Source organism: Mucilaginibacter sediminis, assembly GCF_051903035.1.
Taxonomy (GTDB): domain Bacteria; phylum Bacteroidota; class Bacteroidia; order Sphingobacteriales; family Sphingobacteriaceae; genus Mucilaginibacter.
The window spans coordinates 3,949,750-3,974,074 of the sequence record NZ_CP170602.1 but is presented as its reverse complement, the minus strand read 5'-3'; the positions used below and the strand labels follow the sequence as shown (position 1 = coordinate 3,974,074).

Genomic DNA, 24,325 nt, shown 5'->3' with positions numbered 1-24,325 from the left:
TAGGTTAACAGCAATCCTAACTTAGATTATTTCTGTATTTTCTTAGCTGTTGTTTTTTTTGGAACTGCCGCTTTCTTTTTTACTTCCCCTTCTACCACAATAGCATGTTCAACTACACCCACGGATACATCCACTTTAGCCGGTTTTGCTTTTACACCAATCAGCGGTGTTTTTGCTGCCGATGTTTTTACAAACTCGCCCCAGGTAAGGTTATCCAGGCCGTTCTTTTGTTTTTTTGCGCGTTCAATGGCGTAATCGGCGGCGGTTTCAACTACCCATTCAAAGTTGTCCTGGCCTACGCTGGTAACTTCGGCATCGGGGGCGGGGTTGCAAAAGTCAATAGCGTAGGGGATACCATCGCGAATGGCAAACTCCACGGTATTAAAATCATAACCTAAAAACTGGTTAAGTTTTATTACATAATCCTTAACAGTATCTAAAAGTTTTTTGGCTGCCGGGGCTTTGCCGTGCTCATAACGCAGGTGATGCGGGTTGCGCGGCTCGTATTGCATAATGCGTACGTGCTTGCCGCCAATGCAGTAGCAGCGAAAGTAATCGTCGAAAACAACCTCTTCCTGCAGCATCATTACATATTGTTTGGTTTTGTTGTATTTATCAAAAAAGTCTTCTTTATCCTCCAGTTTATAAACCTCTTTCCAGCCGCCGCCATCAAAGGGCTTCATATAGGCTGGGAAACCAACGTAGTGGAAAATGCCATCCCAATCAAGTGGGTAGGCCAGGTTGCGGAACGATTTGTCGGTAGTATCATCGGGCAACTCTTTTGAGGGTAGTATCACCGTTTTAGGCACCGGTACCCCAATTTTTACAGCCAGCGCATTATTAAAAAACTTCTCATCGGCGCTCCACCAAAAGGGATTATTGATAACAGCAGTACCGCAAATAGCGGCATTTTTTAATGCTGCGCGATAAAAAGGAACATCCTGCGAAATACGATCGATAATAACAGCATAATCCAATGGCTCGGCCTGCATCACCTTATCAATGCGTACAAATTCCGCCGATATGTTTTTCTCTGCCTTCTGGTTTATCCTATCCACAAAAGCTTGTGGGAACGAATTTTCCTGTCCGAATAAGATGCCTATTTTTTTCATTATGTATATGTTTTTTGGTAGTTGTAGCTTTTAAATCAATAATTATTTTATAGTTGATAAATAATGCGGAAACATCTCTTTCCAAATCGGCCAATCGTGGCTGGCATTCGGGCGGATATCCAACCAATGCTTAATGCCTTTTTTGTTTAGTATGTTTGATAACTGTATGTTATAATCTTTACAAATGTCGTGTTCAGATGTACCCAGGATGATGTTGATGTTCCATAAGTCGCCCGCGTTGCTGCCGGGCAAATAATCTACCGGGTTGTTGTAAAAAATATCGTCGTTATAAAAGCCGTCGGTAAACATTTTGATATCAAAGGCGCCGCCCATAGTAAAAAGGTGCGCCACTTTCTCGGGGTGTTTAAAAGCAAAGTTTGCTGCATGGTAACCGCCAAAGCTGCATCCGGCAACTGCTACTTTACCAATGCCGGTTTCGTGCATAGCCCAGGGCGCCAGCTCATGTAAAAGCATTTTATCGTACCAGCTGTAGTTTCGGGCGCGGTCTGCGGGGTGGATGCCCTTATCATACCAGGTTCTGTCGTCTAATGTATCGGGGCAATAAATCTTCACCAAGCCTTCGTCTACAAACCATTTTACGCTATCAATCAGCCCAAAATCTTTGTTTTGGTGATAGCGCCCTTTGGTAGTAGGGAATAGGATGACAGGAAAACCACGGTCGCCAAATACCAGCATTTCTACATGCAGGTTTAGATTTGGCGAGTACCAGCGATGATATTTTTCGATCAAAATGAGCAGTTTAAGTTTTTAAATGATGTAAGTTAAGTGCTTTAACTGAAAAAGGCAACTAACTGATAAATTAATACGTTAGCGTAATAATTTGAAAACATAGCGTACTTTTGTGCCCTTTAAAATTAACATAAGATGAATTGGGGCTGGGTTGAAACAGAGATGACGATAATAGAAAAAACGATAACGATAAATTCTGCCTTGCTTAAAAGAGAGGTATTATGCACGCTATTAATACCCGATGAACAGGAAATTGCCGAGCAGTTAAACCTGTTATTACTGAACGATGGACAAGAGCTGGAAAACCTTTCCCTTAACCAAACTCTGGAACAACTATATAACGCCAACCGCATAAAACCATTGTTGGTGGCAGCCGTACACGCCGGAGAAGATAGGCTGCAGGAATATGGTGTAGCCGGCCGGCCCGATTTTAAAAAGCGGGGCGCTAAAGCTGATATTTATACTCAATTTATAATAACTGAATTGCTGCCACAGATAAAAGCCGGAACAGATATTCACGAATTTGAAAGTACAGCCTTTGCCGGTTTTTCTTTAGGGGGATTATCGGCATTTGACATTTGTTGGAACAACGCGGATGTGTTTGATAAGGTAGGGGTGTTTTCAGGCTCGTTTTGGTGGAGAAGTAAGGATTTAGCTAAGGGATATACTGACAACGACCGGATTGCGCATACTTTAATCAGAGAAACCGAAGGTAAGCCCGGTTTAAAGTTCTGGCTGCAAACAGGCACCAAAGACGAAACCAGCGACCGCAATAAAAACGGGATTATAGATGCGATTGACGACACCATTGACCTGATTAAGGAACTGGAGGCAAAAGGCTATTCGCGTCCTGCGGATATTCAATATGTTGAAGTAGTTGGCGGCAGCCATAACACTGAAACCTGGGGTAGGGTAATGGGTAAGTTTTTGTGTTGGGCGTTTGGGAGATAGGATAGGTGTAATAGTGGTCGAAATAAGAAATAAAGCGATATTAAATCCAGATCATTACCACCCTTTGGTAATGAAATTGTTAAATCTGTCACTATAACTTGACTGCGTTTTAAATTCTCATATATTAAACGTACCTTTGCGCCAAATTTATAGGGGCATATTTCATGCAAAAAATAAGAAACATTGCGATTATCGCACACGTTGACCACGGTAAAACTACATTGGTTGACAAAATTTTACACAGTTGCGCCATCTTTCGTGATGGTCAGGAAACTGGTGAATTAATATTGGACAACAATGACCTGGAACGTGAGCGAGGTATCACCATCGTATCAAAAAACGTTTCGGTAAGGTATAAAGACGTTAAGATAAACATCATAGATACTCCTGGTCACGCCGATTTTGGTGGCGAGGTTGAGCGTGTATTGAAAATGGCTGACGGTGTATTGCTACTTTGCGATGCCTTTGAAGGTGCTATGCCTCAAACACGCTTTGTAACCCAAAAGGCTTTGGCTTTAGGCTTAAAACCAATTGTAGTTGTAAACAAAGTAGATAAAGAAAACTGCCGCCCGGAAGAAGTTTACGAACAAATATTCGAATTGTTCTTCAACCTTGAAGCAACTGAAGATCAGCTGGATTTTCCGGTTATCTACGGTTCATCAAAACAAGGCTGGATGAGCACCGACTGGAAAACACCTACAGATAATATTTTCCCGTTGATGGATGCTATCTTAGAGAACATTCCTCCTGCACCTATTGCCGAAGGTACTTTACAAATGCAGATCACCTCTTTGGATTATTCGTCATTCGTAGGTCGTATTGCTATCGGTCGTGTGGCACGTGGTACCATCAAAGAAAACCAGCCGGTATCTTTAGTAAAACGCGATGGCACCATTCAAAAATCACGCATTAAAGAGCTTTATACCTTTGAAGGTTTAGGTAAAGTACGCGCTACAGAAGTTAGCTCGGGCGATATCTGTGCTGTAGTTGGTATTGAAGGTTTTGATATTGGCGATACCATTGCCGATTTTGAAAAACCAGAGCAACTGGCAGTTATCAAAATTGATGAGCCTACCATGAACATGTTGTTCACCATCAATACTTCACCTTTTTTTGGTAAAGAGGGTAAATTTGTTACATCGCGCCACTTACGTGACCGTTTGTACAAAGAGATGGAAAAAAACCTGGCGCTTAAAGTTGTTGAAACCGAATCGCCTGATTCATACCTGGTGTACGGTCGTGGTATCCTTCACTTATCAGTACTCATCGAGACCATGCGTCGCGAAGGTTACGAATTGCAGGTAGGCCAGCCGCAGGTTATCGTTAAAGAAATTGACGGTGTTAAATGCGAGCCGGTTGAAACGCTTATTGTTGATGTACCTGGCGATGTTGCAGGTAAAGTAATTGAGCTGGTAACACAACGTAAAGGCGACCTGTTGGTGATGGAACCTAAAGGTGATTTACAACACCTGGAGTTTGATATCCCGGCACGTGGTATCATTGGTTTACGTAACAACGTATTAACCGCTACAGGTGGCGAGGCTATTATGGCACACCGCTTTAAAGCATACGAGCCATGGAAAGGTACTATCCCAGGCCGTTTAAATGGTGTTTTGGTATCTATGGATACAGGCAAAACCACTGCTTTCGCAATTGATAAATTACAGGACCGTGGCAGGTTCCATGTTGATCCGGGAGTTGATATTTACGAAGGACAGGTATTAGGTGAGCACATCCGCGATAACGATTTGGTTATTAACTTAACCAAAGGCAAGCAATTAACCAACATGCGTGCATCTGGTAGCGATACCAACGTGCGGATTGCGCCGGCCATCAAATTCTCGTTAGAAGAATCAATGGAATACATCCAGGCTGATGAGTACATCGAGGTTACGCCGCAAAGCATCCGTTTACGTAAAATCTACCTGAACGAAAACGAGCGTAAAATTAACGCTAAGAAATTCACAAGCCAATAATTTGGTGGATGAATTATAATATTGAGAGAGGCAAGCTTAGGTTTGCCTCTTTTTTTTAACAATAATTAATGCGATACCTAAGTTATTTGCTTTTGTATATTTTTGTAAACATGGCTACATGCTCGATAATGCCCGAATGCCTGCCGTTTTTAATTTGATAAGCTGATGCAGAAAAATAAAATTGAAGGTGTGGTAGTTCTATATCAGCCTGATATTTCGGTTGTTGGTAATATCAAATCATATATTGATGGTTTGGAGCATTTGTACATTATTGATAATTCTGGCGAGACCGATTTAAGTATTATTAACGGGCTAAGCGCCATTTCTAAATGCGTATATATAAAAAACCAAACCAACAAGGGCATCGCTAATGCCTTAAACCAGGGTGCAAAGCTGGCCATCGCTAACGGAGCCGATTGGTTGCTCACGATGGATCAGGACAGCAAATTTGAGCCGGGTGATATTTTACGGCTAATTGAATTTGCAATACAGCAGGATGACGAGTTTACTGGTATTGTATCGCCATTTCATCAAACCAATGTTTCTGTTAAGCCGGCAACTCATGATGATGTGGTGCTAACAACCATGACATCGGGAAACCTAATTAGTCTGTTTGCTTACCGGCAGATTAACGGTTTTGACGAACGATATTTTATTGATGCGGTTGATTGGGACTACTGCCTGCGCCTAAATATGCATAACTTTAAGGTGCTAAGGCTTAATACTGTACACCTTTCGCACGGCCTGGGCAACGCAACCAAACACCAATCGCCTGCGGGCTACCAAATAACCGCGCTTAATTACAACGAGATAAGGCGGTATTATATTACAAGAAATAAACTAATGTTTATATTCAAGTACTGGCGGCATTATCCCAACTTTTGTTATAATGTATTTTTAAGCATGTTTAGAGATCTGAGGCATGTTTTATTATATGAAAAGCATAAGATGATAAAACTCAGGTTTATGCTAAAAGGATGGCTGCATTTTATCACTAAAAAGACAGGTAAGCTTCAATAGCAGCATTTTATTCTTCTCCCAGTTACCCAACTTGTTAATTAATGCTGTTTTTTTATTGGCGTCTAAAAGAAAGCCAAAAACATGTATTGAGCATACTAATGCTGAAAATAGGCATGGACTTTTATTAAATACCGGCTTATTCTCCTAACCCGGGAAGCTTTCAGTATGGAACACAGCAAAATCAATACCCTGGGCCGCCCACACACCGCATTCATTAGAGCCAGATTATATCCCGATCCATCCTTGTTGATCCGGTTTTTGTAATTAGGTTGTATGGGTGTGATATTTGAAAACGAAGAAAGTTCCTTTTGTTTCTTCGCCTGGCACCCTTAGTGTTGTATGAATATTGATTATGCCTATATTTGCGGCTTAATTTACTGCGATACCCTCTATATTTATCTAATGACCTTTAAAGAAAAGCTAAACTGGGAAATAAAGTACATTACAACGCTATCTAAAACCCCAATGCGTTTAGCGCAATATTTGTACTCGAAATTTCGTACCAAATTGGGTTCGTTGAATAAAATATCCTATTTATACCGCGAAAAAAGAGGACTCGAAATTGGTGGGCCAAGTCCGATATTCGGAGCTAAAGGTTATATACCTGTTTATCCTTTGGCCAAACAGGTTGATGGGGTCAACTTCAGCAACAACACCGTGTGGGAAAACACGATAAAAGAGGGGCCAACTTATAGTACAGGTGCAAATTTGGTTGGGCATCAATATATTTTAGATGGTATCGACCTGAATCCTATAGCTTCCTCATCGTATGATTTTATCTTATCCAGCCACAGCCTGGAACATATTGCCAACCCAATAAAGGCGCTAAAAGAATGGCTCAGAGTATTAAAAACCGGCGGGGCGCTTACACTCATCTTGCCGAATCCAAAATATACCTTTGATCATAAACGGCCTATCACTAAACTGCAGCACCTGATTGACGATTATAATAAAAATACTGATGAAAATGATTTAACACATCTTGATGAGGTACTAACCTTACATGATTTTGAACGCGATGGGGGAGTGACCGATATGGACCAATTTAAACAACGTTGTTTAGATAATATTAATAATCGCTGTATGCACCAACATGTGTATAACCTCGATCTTTTAACCCAGATATTTAATTACCTCAACGTTACCGTACTTATTACCGATTCATCTTTCCCACATCATTTAACCATTGTCGGCATTAAGCAATAGCCTGATTTTAATGCCATAAGCCAGCGCCGGTACTTTTATAACAGACAGATTTTTTTTTAAGCTTGTGGCGGAAGGGCTATTTCAAATCAGTTTCTTCAGGTGTCAGTTGTAAAGCCTTTTATCGCTGTACTGCGATAAACATCGAAATATAGCCTCGTATAGGTAAATAACGGTTCTTTACAATATCATTTGCCGGTGTTTTGCCCGCTCATGAATAAGCCATCCTAAAATATTTATAAATCAACTTTTGCAATTAACGCAAATCGGATACCAGATTGTTAGGGATTTGTACAGTAGCGTCCACCTTGAAAAATGCTACTATACAGTGGACACTGCAATTGTTTGATAAATTAAAACATGTTAGTTATTAGTGATAAAATGATAATTTTGACGACCGATGTCAGGCTTAGAAAATAGTGTATGTATCTTAACTGTTACTTATGGCGATAGGTGGCGGTTTCTGGAAAAAGTACTAAAACGCGTACTTGCCTATGATCAAATAACGCAGGTGATTGTTATTGACAATGCTTCGGCATATAGTGTGACAGATGAAGTAAAAAAACTGGAAGACAGTAGAATAATTGTTATAAGTAATACCGAGAATACAGGATCAGCAGGGGGGTATAAAACGGCGATTGAACATGCCGTAGAAAACACCCAAGCCGATTTTTTTTTCCTGCTTGACGACGATAACCTGCCCGGTGCCGATGTGCTTACCAAGCTGCTGACAGAATGGCAAAGTATTGAAGGTGCCGACAACAAGAAGGCTCTGTTTTGCCTTCGCGAAGACAGAATACAACACGTAAAAATAGCCAAAGGAGAAAATTCTCTTCGCTACCTGACTTTTAACGATTTTATGGGATTTAATGTTTTCAGGATATTAGCTAACCAATATCGTAAGTTGAACTATAAATTTCAGAAAGATGGGCCGTATAAAAGCCGGGTTCAGATGCCATACGTTCCTTATGGGGGATTATTGCTTCACAGAACAATAATTAATGATATTGGGTTTCCTGATGAAAGGCTGTTTTTATATGTCGACGATTCTGAGTACACTTATCGTATTACCAAAAATAAGGGCATTATCTGGCTAATACCTCTATGCAAGATAGTTGATATTGACAAATCGCAAGGATTAGATTATAAGCGAAGGCCCTTTCACTCTCATTTACTTGATCAATGGAATTTCCGAACATATTATCATGTCAGAAACCGCATGTTTTTTTACTCCAATAACTTTATCAGCAATATGCTGGTTTTTAAACTGAACAAAGGGTTGTATTTAAGCTATCTGAAAGTGATAAGTTTGATAAGTTCGAAAAGGGAAGCGTACTCAAAATTATTGGTAGCGATAAAGGATGGGCTCGGGGGGAAATTAGGTAAAGCAGGTAACGAAAAGTTTTAGCAGGCCAGCTTTTAAACAACAGGACTCTTTTTAGTAAATATTTGTTAAACAATTCAGCTTTATAAATACCGTGCATGGGCATTGTTAAAAAAAACGCTTATAAAAATACACTTATAACTTATACCGGTATGGTTATAGGTTATATAAACTTGGTTTTATTGTACCCTATTTATTTAAGCACTAAGGAATATGGCTTATTTAACTTAATTGGCGGTATAGCCATTTTATATTCAATTATCGCATCGTTGGGTATCCCTAATATTATTGCCAGGTATTTTGCCTATCACCGTACAGAAGACCGCGAGCATAAAGGTTTTATGCATTGGGCGGCAATGGTTTCGTTAATTGGCTTTATAGCGGCAACGTTGCTTTTTATAGTATTTAAGCCAGTTATTGTTGCCAGTTATATCCAAAAATCGCCATTGTTTTTAAAATATTATTATTACCTGATACCGCTTACTTTTTTTACCATTTGCTTTAATTTTCTTGAAATGACAGGAAGGGTTATTTACCAAACTGTTTTTTCGGGCCTTTTAAAAGATGTTCTTTTGCGGCTTTTTACTACAGTAGGTATTTTAATGCTTGCAGTAAAGTGGATCGATTTTCAGGGATTTATAATTTTATACGTTTTTATTAACTTTTTAGTATCTGTTATGCTGTTAATCAGCATAGCTGCGTCCAAAAAAATATCAATCAAACTAAAAAGACAAAGTATCTCGAAAATAAACAGTAAAGAACTTATAACTTATGGTTTGTACACTTTAATATCGACTACGATATATGTACTGCTGCAGAAAGTAGATATAATTATGCTAAGTTCAATGTCCGGGCTGTCTGAACAGGGGGTTTATAGTTTTTTCTTTAATATAGCCGTAGTTATAGGGGTTCCGGCGCAAGCGTTAAGCCGTACAACCTATCAAATAGTAACCGACTCCTGGAAATCAAAAGATATGCCCACTATTGCCGGCCTTTATTATAAAACTTCTATTATACAATTGGTTGTTGGCTTGCTGTTGTTTATTGGTATTATTATTAACAGAGATAATTTGACAGGTATTCTTCACAAAAAAGAATATAGCGATCACTTTAACGTGTTTATCATAATAGGTTTAGGATTTTTGGTTGATATTACCGGGGGCTTAAATACCGCTATTATTGCGGCATCTCATAAATACCGCCTGGCGATGGGCTTTGTTATTACTTCAGGAGTAGTATGCGTAATTTTAAACTACCTGCTTATACCCAAATTCGGAGGTGCCGGCGCCGCTTTGGCATACCTGATAACGATGACTGCTTTTAATTTGGGCAACTGGTTTTATATTAAGGTGCGGTTTAAAATGCAGCCATTCCATTATAAACACCTGGTGGCTGTAGTTATTGCGCTTGTAAGTTTTTTTGTGGGGAAGTACTTTTGGCGTATGCCCAATTTATACCTGGATATAGCGGTACGCAGTGGAGTAACAACCCTGATTTATATATTGATGACATATTATCTTCATGTTTCTGATGATGTGAATGAAAAAGTAGATTCGGTACTAAAAAGAGTGGCTACAATTAATAAACGCAATTAGCTATAAGTTTACCTTTTTGTTTAAAAACTTAAGCTATAATTTTACCTTCGTAAACAATGCAGGAGTCAATTATAAGCGGCGATTACAAAACCGCCTACGATAAATTTTATCAAAAGCACGATGAGGCATGGCGTATGCTGGGTGCCAAATACAAAGCGCGGCATATTGTGGATGTGTGCAAAGGCCTTGCTTTTGCCAAAGTATTGGAGGTAGGCGCCGGCGATGGCAGTATCTTGAAAATTTTGTCTGACAATAATTTTGCCGCCGAATACCATGCTGTCGAGATTTCGGAAAGCGGGGTTAGCTATATTCAATCGCGCGAAATAAAAAACCTCAAATCTGTGCAGGTATTTGATGGCTACAAATTGCCTTTTGCAACAGATAGTTTTGATTTGATCATCCTGTCGCATGTGTTGGAGCATGTAGAGCATGAACGCATGCTGCTGCGCGAGATAAAACGTGTGGCAAAACGTTGTGTTATTGAGGTTCCACGCGATTATAAAGCAGGAGTTGATGCACGGATAAAGCACTTTTTGGCTTACGGGCATATCAATGTATATACGCCAAGTTCTCTGCGTTACCTGTTAAGTACCGAAGGTTTTGAGATAGAGAATGACCTGACATCGATGATTGAGCCCGAGGTTACCAGGTTTAATACCTACGTTAATCAAAAGAAAACCAAAAGCTTGCTGAAAAATATAAGCATAGCAGCCGAATATTCGGTTAAGCAAGCTCTAAGTAAATTGATGGGAAAAAAGGTACGCGAGCAATTTGCCAACGCTTATACCGTTTTGTGTAAGAAAGCCGACCATCAACCCGAATTGTTCTGACTTTTAACGTGATCGATGCAAAAACTTGCCCCAATAGCCCTGTTTGTATATAACCGGCCCGATCATACACGCCGTACCATTACCTATCTTAAAAAAAATGTGTTGGCAGATGAATCGCGGCTATACATTTTTTGCGATGCGCCAAAAACTGAAGCCGACCGTGCTAAAGTTGAGGAAGTAAGACAAGTGGCTAATGAAACCACAGGATTTAAAACCGTAAAAGTTATTTTGCGCGATCATAATTTGGGCCTGGCCGAATCCATCATCAGCGGGGTTACCCAGCTGGTAAATGAGTTTGGTAAGGTGATAGTTTTTGAAGACGACCTGTTATCGTCGCCTTACACCTTAGAATATTTTAACGAAGCGCTTAGCCGTTACCAGCATGAAGAAAAAGCGATGCACATAGGTGCGTACATGTTCCCGCTGGCCGATATAACCTTGCCCGAAACATTTTTTCACCCTATAGCCACCAGTTGGGGCTGGGCCACCTGGGACAGGGCATGGAAAAACTTTGAACCTGATATTGACAAGTTGATAGCAGGTTTCGACAAAAAAAAGATCCAGCAATTCTCTATAAACGGCGCAGGGAATTTCTGGAAACAGATGCTTGAATTTAAGGCGCGTAAAAACAACTCATGGGCCATACGCTGGTATGCATCTATGTTTTTAAAAGGCGGTGTTGCACTGCACCCCTCGCATTCTTTGGTTCATAACATTGGGCATGACGGCACTGGTGTACACTCCAACATTGAGCATATGTACGGCGTGAGCATAGCGCAAAATCCGATTAAAAATTTCCCGTTTGAGGTAGTAGCTGATCTGAAAGCCCATCAGGCCATCTGGCATTTTCTGAAAAACCGCAAAGGGACTTTATTGCAGCGTTGTATACGTTTGATAAAACAATGGCGGGTAAAGTACGTAGCAAAAAAATAACCCTGATCTCTAATTAACTAATCACTGATTTCCGGCTTCAGCTTTTACCACGATATAAGGCGACATCAGCTTACTTTCCACCGGTACAACCTTACTGATCATCTTTCCAGCCAGCCAAAGCGCCTTAACAAAACCCTTTGTAATTGCGGATTGATGCGCCTTATTTTCCAGCCAGATGGAGAACCCGCCATGGTAATAAGCCTCTACATTTTTTAAACCCAACTGGCGGCAATATTCGGCCAGCAGGGTTGGGTTCATGCTGGCAATGTAATGCTTGTCGTAGTTTTCGCGGTCAAAATTGCGCTGCACCCATCCGTTAACACCGGTAAAATTGGGCAGCGTAATAAAAAGCGTGCCGGCGGGTTTCAAAAACGGAAGATGGGTGGCAATAATGCCCTTGGTATCGGCAAAATGTTCTATCAAACCGAATGATAGCACCATGTCATATTGCTCGGCGGGAATGTAATTAAACAGGTCGGCCTCAATAATATTGATATCATCCCGGTTCATTCCGTTGGCAGCGAGCAATTGGTTTACCAGGTCCCGGTGTATAAAGTAATCGAGCAGGGTGGTATTTAACTGTTGATATTTTTTAAGGTAAATAGCGTAATAGCCCGGGAAACCGCCCAGCTCAATAGCTGTTTTTGTGTTTTTTTGTTTGATGATCTTTGCCAGGATATTACCAAAAACATAATCGGGTTTTATACTGAAGATGAGGCCTATCCTTGACTCCCAAAATGATTTCCAAAACGCGCGGTCGGTTAACTTATTCTCCATTTATCAGGTCAGCCTCCTAAATATTTTTCTCTAAAATTCTTGCCGGGTTACCCACGACGGTACAATTGGTGGGTACACTTTTAACTACTACGGACCCCGAACCTATGATCACGTTATCGCCAATTTCAATATCGCCGACAATTATGGCGTTAGCGCCAATGTCAACATTATTGCCTATGCGCGGGCAGCGGGTAAAACCGCCGTCGGCCAGTTTTTTGTGGCCTATCGTAACCGAGTTGCGCAGCACGCAGTTATCGCCCAAAATTACTCCTTGATTTACTACCAGCGCATGCCCGTGATAAACAATGAGGCCCTTGCCGGCCTGTAGCTTGCGCGGCAATTCAATGCCCCAAACCCAATCAACCATGTAGCGGTACCAAAGCAGGTAGGGATAAAGCAGTATTTTGGCTATCATACTGCGGTTTATTAATGATGCCAGCCTGAATAAAAACAGCACCAGTTGCCCCTTAAAATTATTACGGTTGGCTTTGCGATCCTGAAATAAGTAGGCTATTGCGTTCATTAATTCAATTAAAATGGATGTCACCCCGAGCTCGTCGAAGGGTAGAGCGCAAAGGCCCGCCCGCATATCCTTCGACAAGCTCAGGATGAAAACGCGCTTCTCCCCAAAAGTAAAATTTTTTCTGAATAATAGTTTAGTCTTCCGGCCTTTTCCTGGGTGTTTCAGGTTTTTTACTATACTTGTACTAAATGAAAGTAACGCTCATCAACACGTCAGATGCCGGAGGCGGTGCGCCTGCAGCAAGCGCGCGCCTGCTCAACGCACTCAGACAAAACGGTGTTGATGCGCAAATGCTGGTACAGTATAAAAAGACCGGCAATAGCGCTGTAACGGGGATTGTAAAAGATACCGCGAGCAAACTAAAGGCAAACTACCTCTTTTTGGCCGAGCGGATACCCTTTATACTTTTTGATGAAGAAGATAAAACGGTGCGTTTTGCGTTTTCGACAGCAAATGCAGGAACCAGCATAGTTGATCACCTGTTGATAAAAGAGGCGGATGTACTGCATCTTCACTGGACAAACTCCGGCTTTCTTTCATTCACTGATTTAACCGAACTCATTAATACAGGTAAACCCATTGTGTGGACCATGCATGACATGTGGACGTTTACCGGTGGCTGTCATTACTCCGGCGCGTGTACTCGCTTTGAACAGGAATGCGGTAATTGCCCGTTTTTGCGTGATCCTGATCCTAATGATCTGTCTCACAAAGGTTGGAAGCGTAAAAAAACTATGTATACAGGGGCAAAGAACCTCACTTTTGTTGGTTGCAGCCAATGGTTAACCAGCGTGGCTAAACAAAGCTCGCTCACCGGGCGGTTTATTATGCGTGCCATTCCTAATCCCATTAACGTCGAAGTGTTTTCTCCGCAGGATAAAATTTTTGCCCGCGCAAAACATGGCGTTAGCGCCGGTGCAAAAGTGATTTTGTTTGGCGCGGCAAATATTAATGACAGACGCAAGGGTATTACCTACCTGGTGGAGGCCCTGCATTTATTAAAGGAAGACAGCCCGGAAAACGTTGAGATAGTGATATTCGGTAAGAACAGGCATTTTGATGTGACAACGCTCCCGTTTGCGGTTCATCAGCTTAATATTATTACAGACGAGGCCCGACTGGCTGAAGTATATAGTATGGCAGATGTATTTGTTACCACATCGCTTGAGGATAATTTGCCCAATATGGTAATGGAAGCCATGGCCTGCGGTACGCCCGTGGTGGCGTTTAACACCGGCGGCATTCCTGAAATGGTAGATCACATGCAAAACGGCTACCTGGCGCCTTTAGGTTCGGCACAAGGTATTGCAAATGGCATAGCTGCTATCATGACTACTGATCATGTTCTACTGGCGCAAAATGCCCGGCAAAAAGTGCTGGATAACTACACCAATAAACGGGTTGCTGAACAATACATTCAGCTTTACAACTCCATATTACAAGCATGATCCAAAACACTCAGCCGGGATTAACAGTGATTACCGTGGTTTATAACAACGTGCAGGATATTGAGCGCACCATGCTGTCGGTGCTGGGGCAAAGCTACCCTGCAATTGAGTATATTGTTGTTGACGGCCAATCAACCGACGGCACTTTACAGGTCATTGAGCAATACAAACCCAAACTTGCAAAACTAATAAGCGAAAAAGACAAAGGTATTTATGATGCCATGAACAAAGGGTTGGCGTTGGCTTCTGGTGACTACGTTATCTTCATGAATTCTGGCGACGAGTTTTTTGATGCAGACACTGTAGCCACTGTTTTTGCCGCAGCTGATAATGCCGATATTTATTACGGCGAAACCGAAATGATAGCAGGCAACGGCGAGAGCTTAGGCCAGCGCCGACATAAGGCCCCGGAAAAGTTTACGTGGCGCGGGTTCAAATACGGCATGAGTATTAGTCACCAGGCTATTTACGTAAGGCGGGCATTAGCCGAGCCTTACGATATGCAATATCAGTTAAGTGCAGACATTGAATGGATCATCCGCGCCGCAAAAAAAGCAAAAAAGATAATAAACGTAAACAGGTATGTTGCCAAATACCTGGTAGGGGGGATGTCTAAAAAAAAGCATCGGCAAAGTTTGCAGGAGCGTTTTGCTATTATGAAGCGATATTATGGATTAATTCCTACGATTTTAAACCATTTCGTTATAGCTTTCAATTTGGCGTGGTATTGGCTGAAAAATAAGCGGACAAACGATTGACATTAACAAAAAAGCGATGAACTGTCTGCCCATCGCTTTTTCATACAAGATTCAAAATTTTATTAAGCCTTTTTTGTAGCCGGCTTGGCAATCGTTTTCTTTTTTGTTTCGCTATACGCTGCTCCACCAAGAGCCAATACCAGCAGGATAGATCCTGCTAATGATATATTCTCGCCTGCATAATAAGACGTAGGGTGGAAAACAAATTCAATTTTGTGATTGCCTATCGGAATCACAGCAGCACGTAACAGGTAATCGGCCCGGAAATAAGGCTCTTCTTTGCCGTCTATAAACATTTTCCATCCTTTATCATAATAGATCTCGGAGAACACGGCTACCTGTGCCGCAGTTGAGCCACTTTCATACGTGAGGTGTTCCGGCGTATAACTTGTTAGTTTTATGGTTGATGAAGCATCAGTTCCTACTGATTTTCCATCAATCATACTTTTGTATTGTTTATCAACAATGGCTTCGTCTTTTGGCGAAAAGCTGCTGATGGCTTGCATTTCCTGGTCGGCGTTATCGGCGAATTTTACGCTCTTCACAAACCAGGCATTTCCGCAAGCCGTGGAATTGGCCTGCATACCCGCATTTCCGGTTTTAGGATCTGCGGTAATAATATACTTGGTATTCAGCATATCAAGCACATCGTGGTTTACACTTTTGGTAAATTGGTTTTCAATCAATTCATCAAACCGTCTTAGCCTGGCCGAGTGGAAACCGCCTACTGTTTTGTAGAAATATGATGAATGCGAATCATGAAAAGGATCGCCGGATGTCATGTCAAATACGCGGAAGTTAGGATCGGTATCTTTCATGATAAATTGATCAACCTCACGCGGTGTATATTGTTGCTCCAGGTCGGATTTGGCTACAAAATTGGCATCTTTAAGGTAGCGTTTATCAACGCTCCACATATCAATTATAACAATAACAGCCAATAGCAGGGCAGCAATATTCGCTTGAATTTTTTGTTTGATAATTAACCATAACAAACCGGCTGTTAACAACACGAAAACTAACGAACGAATGGCATCCGCACGCTCCAAACTCACCCGGTCATCCACTACGGCGTTGGCAACCGAGTTTGCCATCCCTGTATCACCTTTAAAAATTTGTGTAAGGTTAGCCACAAACGCCTGGTGTTCATCTGCCCTAAAGCTCAATAGCGCCTGCGGAATGGCTATCATCAGTAATAATAAACCGCCGGTAATGTAAAAGGCGATTTTAGCACGCTTTAAAATAAATGCTTTATCGGTATTGGTGATAACTTCGTTCACTGCAAGTAAAGCCAGGATAGGGAAACAAAATGCCGCTATCACCAGTGTCGACTCAACCGCCCTGAACTTGTTGTACATGGGTACGTAGTTGAAAAAGAAATCGGACAGGAAAGGCAGGTTTTTGCCAAAAGACAATAACATGCTCAGTAATACTGCTCCTAAAACCCACCATTTAATACGGTTTTTAACAATCAGCAGCCCTAAAATGAACAGGAAGCATATGGCAGCCCCAAAATACCACGGGCCAAATGTACTCGGCTTATTACCATAGTACATTGATTGTGCAACAAAACCCTGTGCCTGGCCTGCATCAACACCTTTATCGGTTAATATTTTTACTGCTTTGGAGTCGTCATCAACAACTGTGCTGCTGCCACCGCCATAGGCGTTTGGTACCAAAAAGGTAAGGCACTCGCCAACGCTCTGGCTCCAGGTATAAGCATAATCTTTATCCAAACCATGGTTAGGGCCCGCTGTGCCTTTGGCAGTTAAATTTGCTTTGCCCCTGATGGTATATTGGCTATATTCATAAGTGGTCCACAATATACTTGCATTTACCGCGATGGCCAACACAATACCGGCCACCAAAAAGCCTATCGATTTTAAAAATGGCTTGGTTTGCTTGTCTTTTATAGCGTGATAAAGTTCGATACCCAATAATATAGCTATAGATAACAACAGGTAATAAGTCATTTGCACGTGGTTACTGCGGATTTCCATAGCAAGGAAAAATGCTGTAAGCGAAGCGCCCAAAAGGTAGCGGCCACGTAGGGTTAAAATAATGCCTGCCAGCAAAGGGGCAAAAAATGCTATAGCATAAGCCTGGTTACTATGGCCCGCGGTGATATAGATGAAGTTATATGACGAAAATGCAAAAGCTATTGCCCCTGCTGCCGCCAACCAGGGCGAAAGCCGCAATACGCTGAATAGCAGGTAGGCTCCCAGCAAATAAAGCAATACCGTATCAACCGGGTTGGGGAACACGGTTTTCAAAACGCTAATCACATGTGTTGTGAGGTTTAATGGGAATGCGGCCCAGATTTGATAGGCAGGCATCCCGCCAAACATCTGATTGGTCCATAACGGCGCTTTACCGGTTGCCGCCCTAACATCGTTAATCTCTTTTTGCATGGACTGCGCCTGAGATACGTCGCTTTGAAATAAAACCTTGCCCTGTGTTAACGGAGTGATGAAATAAGCAAAGGAAATTGCTATAAAAATTGCCGCAATAATGAGGTGAATACTATTGCGCTTGAACCAGTTATTCATTTATATTTTTTGAAATGGATATTAATTCCTCAAAAATAGAAATTTGAACGGGAATAGGAATTATTAGTTGTAAAGGAATTGCTTAACAGTTTCAGGAACGGCCGCGCATTACAAAAAAGAAAATAACCATGATAATCAAACTTAAAACATACGCTATTACCTGTGCTTTGTTGTAATCTTCCCGATACTTACGGATATTAAAAAAGTTATAAACCGCCAGTGCGCCAACCACCACCCAAAAAAAAGTATGGATTTTGGCAGCAGATACAAACAACTGGGTAGCTACGGCAAAAACAATAAAGTTTGCAATGATCAGGGTAATTGATTCCGGTGTATTATTGTGGTTTGGGCGTCGTTTGTATACTTCGTCTGGCAACATACGGGGTTATTTTACTTCTTCATAATCAACAAACTCACCTTCGGTATCCGGTAACTTACCTTTTTTGCCTTCGGGAATATAGTCAACCTTTACAGTGCCTTCCGGCTTTCTTTGCTGATAGTTTTGCTGCTGCTGCGCCTGTTGCTGTGCTTTATTGATAACGCTTTGAAATAAAGCAGGTATCAGGTACCGCATTAAACTGCGGATAATGTATAAAACACAAATTGATATGATCAGGAAACGAATAAGTAACATCTGATTAATTTTAAGCTTACAAATATAAGTATATAACGGATAAATTGTTTTTTAGATGTGCAGATGTGCAAATTTCAGATGTGCAGATGTTTTTTATGTATAAAGATGGAAAAATCTTGCAATCATTTTACAATCAATACATTGTCGTTGGTGTTTAAAATCACTCATCTGCATATCTGCATATTTGAAATTTGCACATCCAATTAAAACTTCTCCTCCATCATTTTCTCCAATGCAAACATTTCATCGCGTAGTTTGGCTGCCAACAGGAAGTCCATATTTTTGGCGGCGGCCAGCATTTCTTTTTTGGTATTATCTATTGATTTTTTCAGATCGGGCTTGGTCATATACTGAACAATAGGGTCGGCTGCCAACGTTGCCATATCTGCTTCTACATAGGCTTTTTGAACACCCCCTTTAAAGTCGACAACGGATGTTTGTTCCATAATTTCTTCGCGGGATTTGCCTACTGTGGTTGGTGTAATGCCATGTGCGGTATTGTATGCAATTTGGATTTCACGACGGCGGTTGGTCTCATCCATCGTTATCTGCATCGAATCAGTAATCTTATCGGCATACATGATAACCCGGCCGCGATCATTACGGGCGGCGCGGCCAATGGTTTGAATCAACGAACGTTCTGACCTTAAAAAGCCCTCCTTATCAGCATCCAGGATGGCAACCAGCGATACTTCCGGTAAATCCAGTCCCTCACGTAATAAGTTAATCCCTATCAGTACATCAAATTCGCCAAGGCGTAATCCCCTCAGGATTTCTACCCTTTGCAGGGTTTTTACTTCGGAGTGAATATATCGACATTTAATACCCAGCCTGTCCATGTATTTAGCCAATTCTTCAGCCATACGTTTGGTGAGAGTAGTTACCAGGATACGGTCGCCCATTTTTATGGTGCGGTCAACCTCATCTAACAAATCGTCCACCTGGTTTATTACCGGCCGTATTTCTATAACCGGATCTAATAACCCCGTGGGGCGTATCACTTGCTGAACCACTACGCCTTCCGATTTTTCCAACTCAAAATCGCCGGGAGTTGCGCTTACATAAATCGTTTGCGGCGCCAGTTTTTCAAACTCCTGGAAGTTGAGCGGCCGGTTATCCAGCGCAGCCGGCAGCCTAAAGCCATAATCGACCAACGACATCTTGCGCGATCTATCGCCACCATACATCGCCCTGATCTGGGGTACCGTAACGTGGCTTTCATCTATAACCATCAGGTAATCATCCGGGAAATAATCCAATAAACAGAAGGGCCTTGCCCCTGGCAAACGGCCGTCGAAAAAGCGCGAATAATTCTCGATACCAGAGCAATAGCCCAGCTCGCGAATCATCTCCAGGTCGTAGTTAACCCTTTCTTCCAGGCGTTTGGCTTCCAGGAAACGGCCATCGTTTATGAATTGCTTTTTGCGGGTTTCCAGTTCTTCCTGTATCGCCCAGATTGATTGCACAAAGCGTTCGCGCGGGGCTACATACAGGTTGGCGGGATAAACCACCATGTGCGTCATTTTCTCGATGGTTTTGCCGGTGCTTACATCAAAGGTCGTCAGTTCCTCAATATCATCGCCAAAAAAGGAAATGCGGTAGGCGTGGTCCATATAGGCCGGAAAAATATCCACCGTATCGCCCTTAACCCGGAAGGTGCCGCGCTTAAAATCGGCTGTGGTGCGGGCGTACAGTATTTCAACCAGCCGGTGTAAAAATGCATTCCTGCTGATGCGCGTACCCACCGCGAATTTAAATACTGATTGCGCAAAATCCTCCGGGTTACCCATACCATAAATGCATGATATAGAGGACACCACGATCACATCCCTGCGCCCCGACATCAGGGCTGAAGTGGTACGCAACCGTAGCTTTTCAATCTCTTCGTTTATCTGTAAGTCTTTCTCAATGTAGGTGTTAGTGGTGGGTATAAAAGCCTCGGGCTGGTAATAGTCGTAATAGGATACAAAGTAGTTAACCGCGTTCTCCGGGAAAAACTGCTTAAACTCGCCATAAAGCTGGGCCGCAAGTGTTTTGTTATGGCTCAGTATCAGCGTGGGCTTTTGGGTTTGCTGGATAACATTGGCCACCGTAAACGTTTTGCCCGAGCCCGTAACGCCCAAAAGAGTCTGGAACGGATCGCCGTTGTTTACGCCCTCAACCAGTTGCCTGATGGCCTCGGGCTGATCGCCGGTTGGGAAGTATTGGGAAGTTAAATTAAAATCCATGTGTAATGTAAAAATACAAATAATCCCGCAATAGGGTTTACAGATCAAATTAACCAGGCAATAATGACAACAGTATGTCAACAACAGTTGATGCCGATCTTTTATATTTATTTACAACAGGTGTTCCCGATTTATGTTCGACCTGGACTGACGCAAAACGATCACTCCATTTGCTGTTTCTCCCCTTTTAACCGCTGCGCTCTTGCGAAAAAGCTTTGCAGGTTTATTTGTTCCTCAACTTCGTCAATGGCTTTCATGAGGTTGTTTTGGGTGTTGGTAAGTTCGGTGGCAGCGGCTTTGAATATGTCCCAAACGGGGCGCATGCGCTCCACCAGTTCCTGGCCTTTGGAGGTGAGCATCACCAGGCGCTTGCGCTCGTCGGCCTTATCTTTTTTCGACCGGATCAGCTTTTCCTTCTCCAGCTCTTTGAGCAGGCTGATGGTGGAAGGGTGGGTGTACCCAATTTCATTAGCCAGCTCCACCACGCTTAGCACGGGTTTAAAATGCAGGGTATAAATAACCGGGAACCACTTCGGTTCAAAATCAATATTGTTGGCCTTGTAAATCAGCACGCCGTCTTTGCGCAGGGTATCGGCCAGGCGCTGCAGCCGGGTGCTGATGGCTAAAATGCCCGATTCATCAATAACGTTCATCCGCTTGTGGTTAATTGTTCAAATGTAGCTCATAAAAAATATTATCGGCGCCCATCAGCGGGAACGATGGCGGCAAATCCTGTTTGGCCAGTTGGGTAAAGCCATTTTTTTCGTAAAACCTGTGGGCGGCTTTCAGCATATCCACCGTACCCAGGTATATAGCTGTAATATCCTGTAGCCTGCAATAAGCAATCAATTCATCCAGCAAACGCTGCGCAATGCCCAATTCTTTGCCCCGGTACTCTTTGCGTACAAACATTTTGCGCAATGCCCCGGCCTTACCGTCAATGGCAATAAGGGCTATGGTGCCCACCAGTTCGCCATCAATTTTGGCGCCCAGGAAAGTGCCGCCGGTTTTATGGTAGTTGCTTTCAATATCCAGCAAATCGGGCTGGCCTTCCAGCGTTACGGGTACGTTAAATTCTATCTGCTGTATGGGCAGTATAATGTCAATAATCTGCTCACAGTAAGCATTATCAAGAGGGGTAATTTCAAGCGAAGTATCCATGACAATTAATTTATGTACAAATCTACGTAGTTAACTACATATATTGCAAATAAAAATTTACTTGTGATGCATTTTATGACATAACACTAATAAACGATACCCAAATCAGGTTTCTTTTATAGGTAAAAAACGTATCTTAACAGCAGTAAATTAAACCAATGGTTAACTTAAAACAGGTTACTTTAAATTCCGAAGGCCAGGAACGGCATTTGCATATAAGCCCGGTTTTGTTGCATGCACCCACATTGCCGTCATTAAAACCACCTTTTAAAGCCTTTGTTTATGAGGGTTTAATAGAAGAAAACCTGCAGGACCGTATGGATGAAGAGACAAAAAAGATGCTTGAAAAACATCCGGAATTTAAAAACTTTATTAGGCCAGGCCTTGTCATCAAATACGAACAGGATTTTGCATGCGCCTATTTGGGTTGCCTGGTGCTAAATGCCGGTGAAGACAAAAACTGGCAATGGGAGGGCAACCGGAAAAACCTTACAACAGACGATGTTGTGCAAATAGAAACCTTTATGAATACGCTACTGTAAACAGGCTAAAAATTCTTTTTAATTGTTGTGAGTAGTGATTAGGTGACTTAGCTGGAAAATTGGTGGGTAGGTGAGTGGTTGGGAATTGGTGAGGATTGATCTAACTAACCAGGTAAAACCAGTCACCTAATCAACAAGTCTCCAGCCACTAAATAAGGACGTTTCCCCGTTAGTAGAAACGGGGCCAGGCCTTACATTCATACGTGCACAAAGCGTTAGGCGCGGGCCGGTATTCATTTTTGTTCTTAACGCCAATCTGGGGCTATCTAAAACATTGGCTACTAAAAATCGTGCTACCTGATACTAAAACTTGCTGCTAAAACCAGGTACTGACAAGGTAGCGTCACCACTTTTATAGTACCAGCCGTGTAGTTCTGCTTGCATCCCGGTTATGGATCCATAGATTACTAAATTTTTAATTGAAAAATTATTCTATGGGGAAAACAGCGTAAATTATGTCAAAAAAAATGTGAAATATATATTCCATATTAAACAAAATATATACTTTTATATAGCAATTAAGCGATATGCTGTAATCGGAATTGGTTTTACCTATAGCTTAATTATAACCTAATCCTTATTATGATAACATGAACCATCTCAAAGCAGCGCTTAAGCTAACCCGAACAATTCCTGATTTTAACTTATTCAGCATGGCCATAAAACTGCCTTTATGCCTGCTTTTATTGATTCCCCGCATATAATAAAATATACATTTTTTACAATCCCTAATAAACTATTCCCATCATGAAAAAACTATGCTTAACGCTTATCATTATTTTAACAGTTTCGAAATTCGTACATGCCCAATGGACAACTGCTGGTACTGTAACCACTACTACTAACACTGTTGGTATTGGTACAACCACCCCTGCTTACCCATTTCAGTTATACAACATTACGGGCCGAAGCACCAATAGCGGATCCTCTGTCGACTTTGGCTTCGAGTCGTTCAACAATTCGGTTCAAGGTTCGCGCTTGTATTTCGGGCGTTCCCGCGGCACAGCAGCCTCCCCCCTTGCCGTGCAAAACGGAGATTATATTGGCTTTCTTGATTTTTATGGCCATGATGGCACCGCGCTGCAACGTTCGGGCCAACTTATTTTTAAGGTAGATGGAGTTCCTGCAAGTGGCGTTGTTCCCGGCGCATTTGCATTCACTACCGCAGGTGCCGATGGCGTTAATATAGAACGGATGCGGGTCAGCTCGGCCGGCAATGTGGGAATTGGCACAACAAGCCCGGCTGCACCTCTGCATGTAAGCACTGTGATGACCCCGGGCGCTGTTACCGAGTTGCTGCGTTTAGAACTTAGAGGAAGTAACGGAAACGAGCTGGCCGGCGAGGGCGCAGCTATAAATTTTTACACGCCCGTAACCCCTTCGCCCGATGTTTTGGGCGCACAGATATACTCGTTCAGAGAGAGCGGGGTAAACCTTACTTCAACTACGTCCTTGCGCTTTGCTACCAATAACGCAGGAACTATATCAGATAAGCTTGTTATTTCGGGCACCGGGAATGTAGGCATAGGCACAACAGATAATTCGGCCTGGAATCTTGCAGGTTCACCTCATAAACTGGCAGTTGGCGGCAGCATGATTGCAACTGCGGTAACGGTAAAGCTTGTTGCCAACTGGCCCGATTACGTTTTAAAAAAAGACTACACGTTGCCATCCCTCGCCGACGTAAAAAACTATATCGACCAAAACCAGCACCTGCCCGAAATCCCATCGGCACAGCAAATTGAGAAAGATGGCATCAACCTGGGCGAGATGAATAAGCTGCTGCTTAAAAAGGTGGAGGAGTTGACTTTGTATTTGATTGAGAAGGATAAGAAAGAAAAAGAGCAGGAAGCTATCAACAAAAAAAACACACAAGAAATAGATCTGCTTAAAAACCAGCTTGAATCGATAACAAAACTCTTAAATAAAAATTAAACCTTAACTCTTAAAA

The 24,325-nt window shown here is 42.2% G+C and carries 22 protein-coding genes; 12 read left to right on the top strand and 10 right to left on the bottom strand.

The window, feature by feature from the left end; genetic code table 11:
• Positions 1-26: 26 nt before the first annotated feature.
• Positions 27-1,112: an ATP-grasp domain-containing protein gene (locus ACFGVS_RS16165; protein WP_439694724.1), complete on the bottom strand. Its 1,086-nt coding sequence runs from the start codon at positions 1,110-1,112 to the stop codon at positions 27-29.
• Positions 1,113-1,154: 42 nt separating this feature from the next.
• Positions 1,155-1,862, bottom strand: coding sequence for an alpha/beta fold hydrolase (locus ACFGVS_RS16160; protein WP_439694723.1), 708 nt, complete (start codon positions 1,860-1,862; stop codon positions 1,155-1,157).
• A gap of 135 nt (positions 1,863-1,997) precedes the next feature.
• Here ACFGVS_RS16160 and ACFGVS_RS16155 point away from each other — a divergent pair, with 135 nt between their 5' ends.
• The 8 genes from ACFGVS_RS16155 to ACFGVS_RS16120 all read left to right on the top strand — a co-directional run bounded on the left by ACFGVS_RS16155 (position 1,998) and on the right by ACFGVS_RS16120 (position 11,754).
• The gene (locus ACFGVS_RS16155) at positions 1,998-2,813 is read left to right on the top strand and encodes an alpha/beta hydrolase (RefSeq protein ID WP_439694722.1); all 816 of its coding nucleotides are present in this window, start codon (positions 1,998-2,000) and stop codon (positions 2,811-2,813) included.
• Between the two features lie 164 nt (positions 2,814-2,977).
• Entirely contained in the window at positions 2,978-4,789 is a 1,812-nt protein-coding gene (typA, locus tag ACFGVS_RS16150; protein WP_090642122.1) for a translational GTPase TypA, read from the top strand.
• Between the two features lie 165 nt (positions 4,790-4,954).
• Positions 4,955-5,809, top strand: a complete 855-nt coding sequence (locus ACFGVS_RS16145; RefSeq protein ID WP_090642125.1) for a glycosyltransferase — start codon at positions 4,955-4,957, stop codon at positions 5,807-5,809.
• Between the two features lie 402 nt (positions 5,810-6,211).
• Positions 6,212-7,015: a methyltransferase domain-containing protein gene (locus ACFGVS_RS16140; protein ID WP_439694721.1), complete on the top strand. Its 804-nt coding sequence runs from the start codon at positions 6,212-6,214 to the stop codon at positions 7,013-7,015.
• Between the two features lie 397 nt (positions 7,016-7,412).
• Complete coding sequence (locus ACFGVS_RS16135) at positions 7,413-8,420, top strand: glycosyltransferase (protein WP_439694720.1); 1,008 nt, start codon at positions 7,413-7,415, stop codon at positions 8,418-8,420.
• A 74-nt stretch (positions 8,421-8,494) separates the two neighbouring features.
• Entirely contained in the window at positions 8,495-9,991 is a 1,497-nt protein-coding gene (locus ACFGVS_RS16130) for an oligosaccharide flippase family protein (protein WP_439694719.1), read from the top strand.
• A 56-nt stretch (positions 9,992-10,047) separates the two neighbouring features.
• Complete coding sequence (locus tag ACFGVS_RS16125) at positions 10,048-10,821, top strand: methyltransferase domain-containing protein (RefSeq protein ID WP_439694718.1); 774 nt, start codon at positions 10,048-10,050, stop codon at positions 10,819-10,821.
• Between the two features lie 15 nt (positions 10,822-10,836).
• On the top strand, positions 10,837-11,754 hold the full coding sequence (locus ACFGVS_RS16120; protein WP_274211486.1) for a glycosyltransferase: 918 nt from the start codon (positions 10,837-10,839) through the stop codon (positions 11,752-11,754).
• 21 nt (positions 11,755-11,775) lie between these two features.
• Here the strand turns inward: ACFGVS_RS16120 and ACFGVS_RS16115 are convergent, their stop codons facing one another.
• Positions 11,776-12,531, bottom strand: a complete 756-nt coding sequence (locus ACFGVS_RS16115; RefSeq protein ID WP_439694717.1) for a class I SAM-dependent methyltransferase — start codon at positions 12,529-12,531, stop codon at positions 11,776-11,778.
• Between the two features lie 16 nt (positions 12,532-12,547).
• Complete coding sequence (locus tag ACFGVS_RS16110) at positions 12,548-13,054, bottom strand: serine acetyltransferase (RefSeq protein WP_274211488.1); 507 nt, start codon at positions 13,052-13,054, stop codon at positions 12,548-12,550.
• Between the two features lie 188 nt (positions 13,055-13,242).
• Between ACFGVS_RS16110 and ACFGVS_RS16105 the strand changes: the two genes are divergently transcribed.
• Both ACFGVS_RS16105 and ACFGVS_RS16100 read left to right on the top strand, forming a co-directional pair.
• Entirely contained in the window at positions 13,243-14,502 is a 1,260-nt protein-coding gene (locus ACFGVS_RS16105; protein WP_439694716.1) for a glycosyltransferase family 4 protein, read from the top strand.
• Positions 14,499-15,260, top strand: coding sequence for a glycosyltransferase family 2 protein (locus ACFGVS_RS16100; RefSeq protein WP_439694715.1), 762 nt, complete (start codon positions 14,499-14,501; stop codon positions 15,258-15,260). The genes ACFGVS_RS16105 and ACFGVS_RS16100 overlap by 4 nt, the downstream gene beginning before the upstream one ends.
• Before the next feature lie 62 nt (positions 15,261-15,322).
• Here the strand turns inward: ACFGVS_RS16100 and ACFGVS_RS16095 are convergent, their stop codons facing one another.
• The 6 genes from ACFGVS_RS16095 to ACFGVS_RS16070 form a co-directional block, all read right to left on the bottom strand.
• Complete coding sequence (locus ACFGVS_RS16095) at positions 15,323-17,809, bottom strand: YfhO family protein (protein WP_439694714.1); 2,487 nt, start codon at positions 17,807-17,809, stop codon at positions 15,323-15,325.
• 91 nt (positions 17,810-17,900) lie between these two features.
• The gene (locus ACFGVS_RS16090; RefSeq protein WP_090642147.1) at positions 17,901-18,188 is read right to left on the bottom strand and encodes a hypothetical protein; all 288 of its coding nucleotides are present in this window, start codon (positions 18,186-18,188) and stop codon (positions 17,901-17,903) included.
• Between the two features lie 6 nt (positions 18,189-18,194).
• A complete protein-coding gene (locus tag ACFGVS_RS16085) occupies positions 18,195-18,443 on the bottom strand; it encodes a DUF4834 family protein (protein WP_274211493.1) in 249 nt (82 codons plus the stop codon).
• 203 nt (positions 18,444-18,646) lie between these two features.
• Positions 18,647-20,671: an excinuclease ABC subunit UvrB gene (gene uvrB / locus ACFGVS_RS16080; RefSeq protein WP_439694713.1), complete on the bottom strand. Its 2,025-nt coding sequence runs from the start codon at positions 20,669-20,671 to the stop codon at positions 18,647-18,649.
• 161 nt (positions 20,672-20,832) lie between these two features.
• Positions 20,833-21,324, bottom strand: a complete 492-nt coding sequence (locus tag ACFGVS_RS16075; RefSeq protein WP_439694712.1) for a MarR family transcriptional regulator — start codon at positions 21,322-21,324, stop codon at positions 20,833-20,835.
• A 10-nt stretch (positions 21,325-21,334) separates the two neighbouring features.
• A complete protein-coding gene (locus ACFGVS_RS16070; RefSeq protein ID WP_439694711.1) occupies positions 21,335-21,832 on the bottom strand; it encodes a GNAT family N-acetyltransferase in 498 nt (165 codons plus the stop codon).
• A gap of 158 nt (positions 21,833-21,990) precedes the next feature.
• On the opposite strand from ACFGVS_RS16070, the gene ACFGVS_RS16065 reads away from it, so the two are divergent.
• Both ACFGVS_RS16065 and ACFGVS_RS16060 read left to right on the top strand, forming a co-directional pair.
• A complete protein-coding gene (locus tag ACFGVS_RS16065) occupies positions 21,991-22,374 on the top strand; it encodes a hypothetical protein (RefSeq protein WP_439694710.1) in 384 nt (127 codons plus the stop codon).
• Positions 22,375-23,121: 747 nt separating this feature from the next.
• Positions 23,122-24,309 (top strand): hypothetical protein, encoded by a 1,188-nt coding sequence (locus ACFGVS_RS16060; RefSeq protein ID WP_439694709.1) that lies wholly within the window; start codon positions 23,122-23,124, stop codon positions 24,307-24,309.
• Positions 24,310-24,325 lie beyond the last annotated feature (16 nt).

Bases quoted from the DNA above. Each gene is read 5' to 3' on its own strand.
- uvrB (WP_439694713.1), bottom strand. From the start codon at position 20,671: ATGGATTTTAATTTAACTTCCCAATACTTCCCAACCGGCGATCAGCCC.
- ACFGVS_RS16110 (WP_274211488.1), bottom strand. From the start codon at position 13,054: ATGAACGCAATAGCCTACTTATTTCAGGATCGCAAAGCCAACCGTAAT.
- ACFGVS_RS16070 (WP_439694711.1), bottom strand. From the start codon at position 21,832: ATGGATACTTCGCTTGAAATTACCCCTCTTGATAATGCTTACTGTGAG.
- ACFGVS_RS16065 (WP_439694710.1), top strand. From the start codon at position 21,991: ATGGTTAACTTAAAACAGGTTACTTTAAATTCCGAAGGCCAGGAACGG.
- ACFGVS_RS16125 (WP_439694718.1), top strand. From the start codon at position 10,048: ATGCAGGAGTCAATTATAAGCGGCGATTACAAAACCGCCTACGATAAA.
- ACFGVS_RS16090 (WP_090642147.1), bottom strand. From the start codon at position 18,188: ATGTTGCCAGACGAAGTATACAAACGACGCCCAAACCACAATAATACA.
- ACFGVS_RS16140 (WP_439694721.1), top strand. From the start codon at position 6,212: ATGACCTTTAAAGAAAAGCTAAACTGGGAAATAAAGTACATTACAACG.
- ACFGVS_RS16130 (WP_439694719.1), top strand. From the start codon at position 8,495: ATGGGCATTGTTAAAAAAAACGCTTATAAAAATACACTTATAACTTAT.
- ACFGVS_RS16165 (WP_439694724.1), bottom strand. From the start codon at position 1,112: ATGAAAAAAATAGGCATCTTATTCGGACAGGAAAATTCGTTCCCACAA.
- ACFGVS_RS16075 (WP_439694712.1), bottom strand. From the start codon at position 21,324: ATGAACGTTATTGATGAATCGGGCATTTTAGCCATCAGCACCCGGCTG.
- ACFGVS_RS16100 (WP_439694715.1), top strand. From the start codon at position 14,499: ATGATCCAAAACACTCAGCCGGGATTAACAGTGATTACCGTGGTTTAT.
- ACFGVS_RS16115 (WP_439694717.1), bottom strand. From the start codon at position 12,531: ATGGAGAATAAGTTAACCGACCGCGCGTTTTGGAAATCATTTTGGGAG.
- typA (WP_090642122.1), top strand. From the start codon at position 2,978: ATGCAAAAAATAAGAAACATTGCGATTATCGCACACGTTGACCACGGT.
- ACFGVS_RS16095 (WP_439694714.1), bottom strand. From the start codon at position 17,809: ATGAATAACTGGTTCAAGCGCAATAGTATTCACCTCATTATTGCGGCA.
- ACFGVS_RS16105 (WP_439694716.1), top strand. From the start codon at position 13,243: ATGAAAGTAACGCTCATCAACACGTCAGATGCCGGAGGCGGTGCGCCT.
- ACFGVS_RS16145 (WP_090642125.1), top strand. From the start codon at position 4,955: ATGCAGAAAAATAAAATTGAAGGTGTGGTAGTTCTATATCAGCCTGAT.
- ACFGVS_RS16135 (WP_439694720.1), top strand. From the start codon at position 7,413: ATGTCAGGCTTAGAAAATAGTGTATGTATCTTAACTGTTACTTATGGC.
- ACFGVS_RS16155 (WP_439694722.1), top strand. From the start codon at position 1,998: ATGAATTGGGGCTGGGTTGAAACAGAGATGACGATAATAGAAAAAACG.
- ACFGVS_RS16085 (WP_274211493.1), bottom strand. From the start codon at position 18,443: ATGTTACTTATTCGTTTCCTGATCATATCAATTTGTGTTTTATACATT.
- ACFGVS_RS16120 (WP_274211486.1), top strand. From the start codon at position 10,837: ATGCAAAAACTTGCCCCAATAGCCCTGTTTGTATATAACCGGCCCGAT.
- ACFGVS_RS16060 (WP_439694709.1), top strand. From the start codon at position 23,122: ATGAAAAAACTATGCTTAACGCTTATCATTATTTTAACAGTTTCGAAA.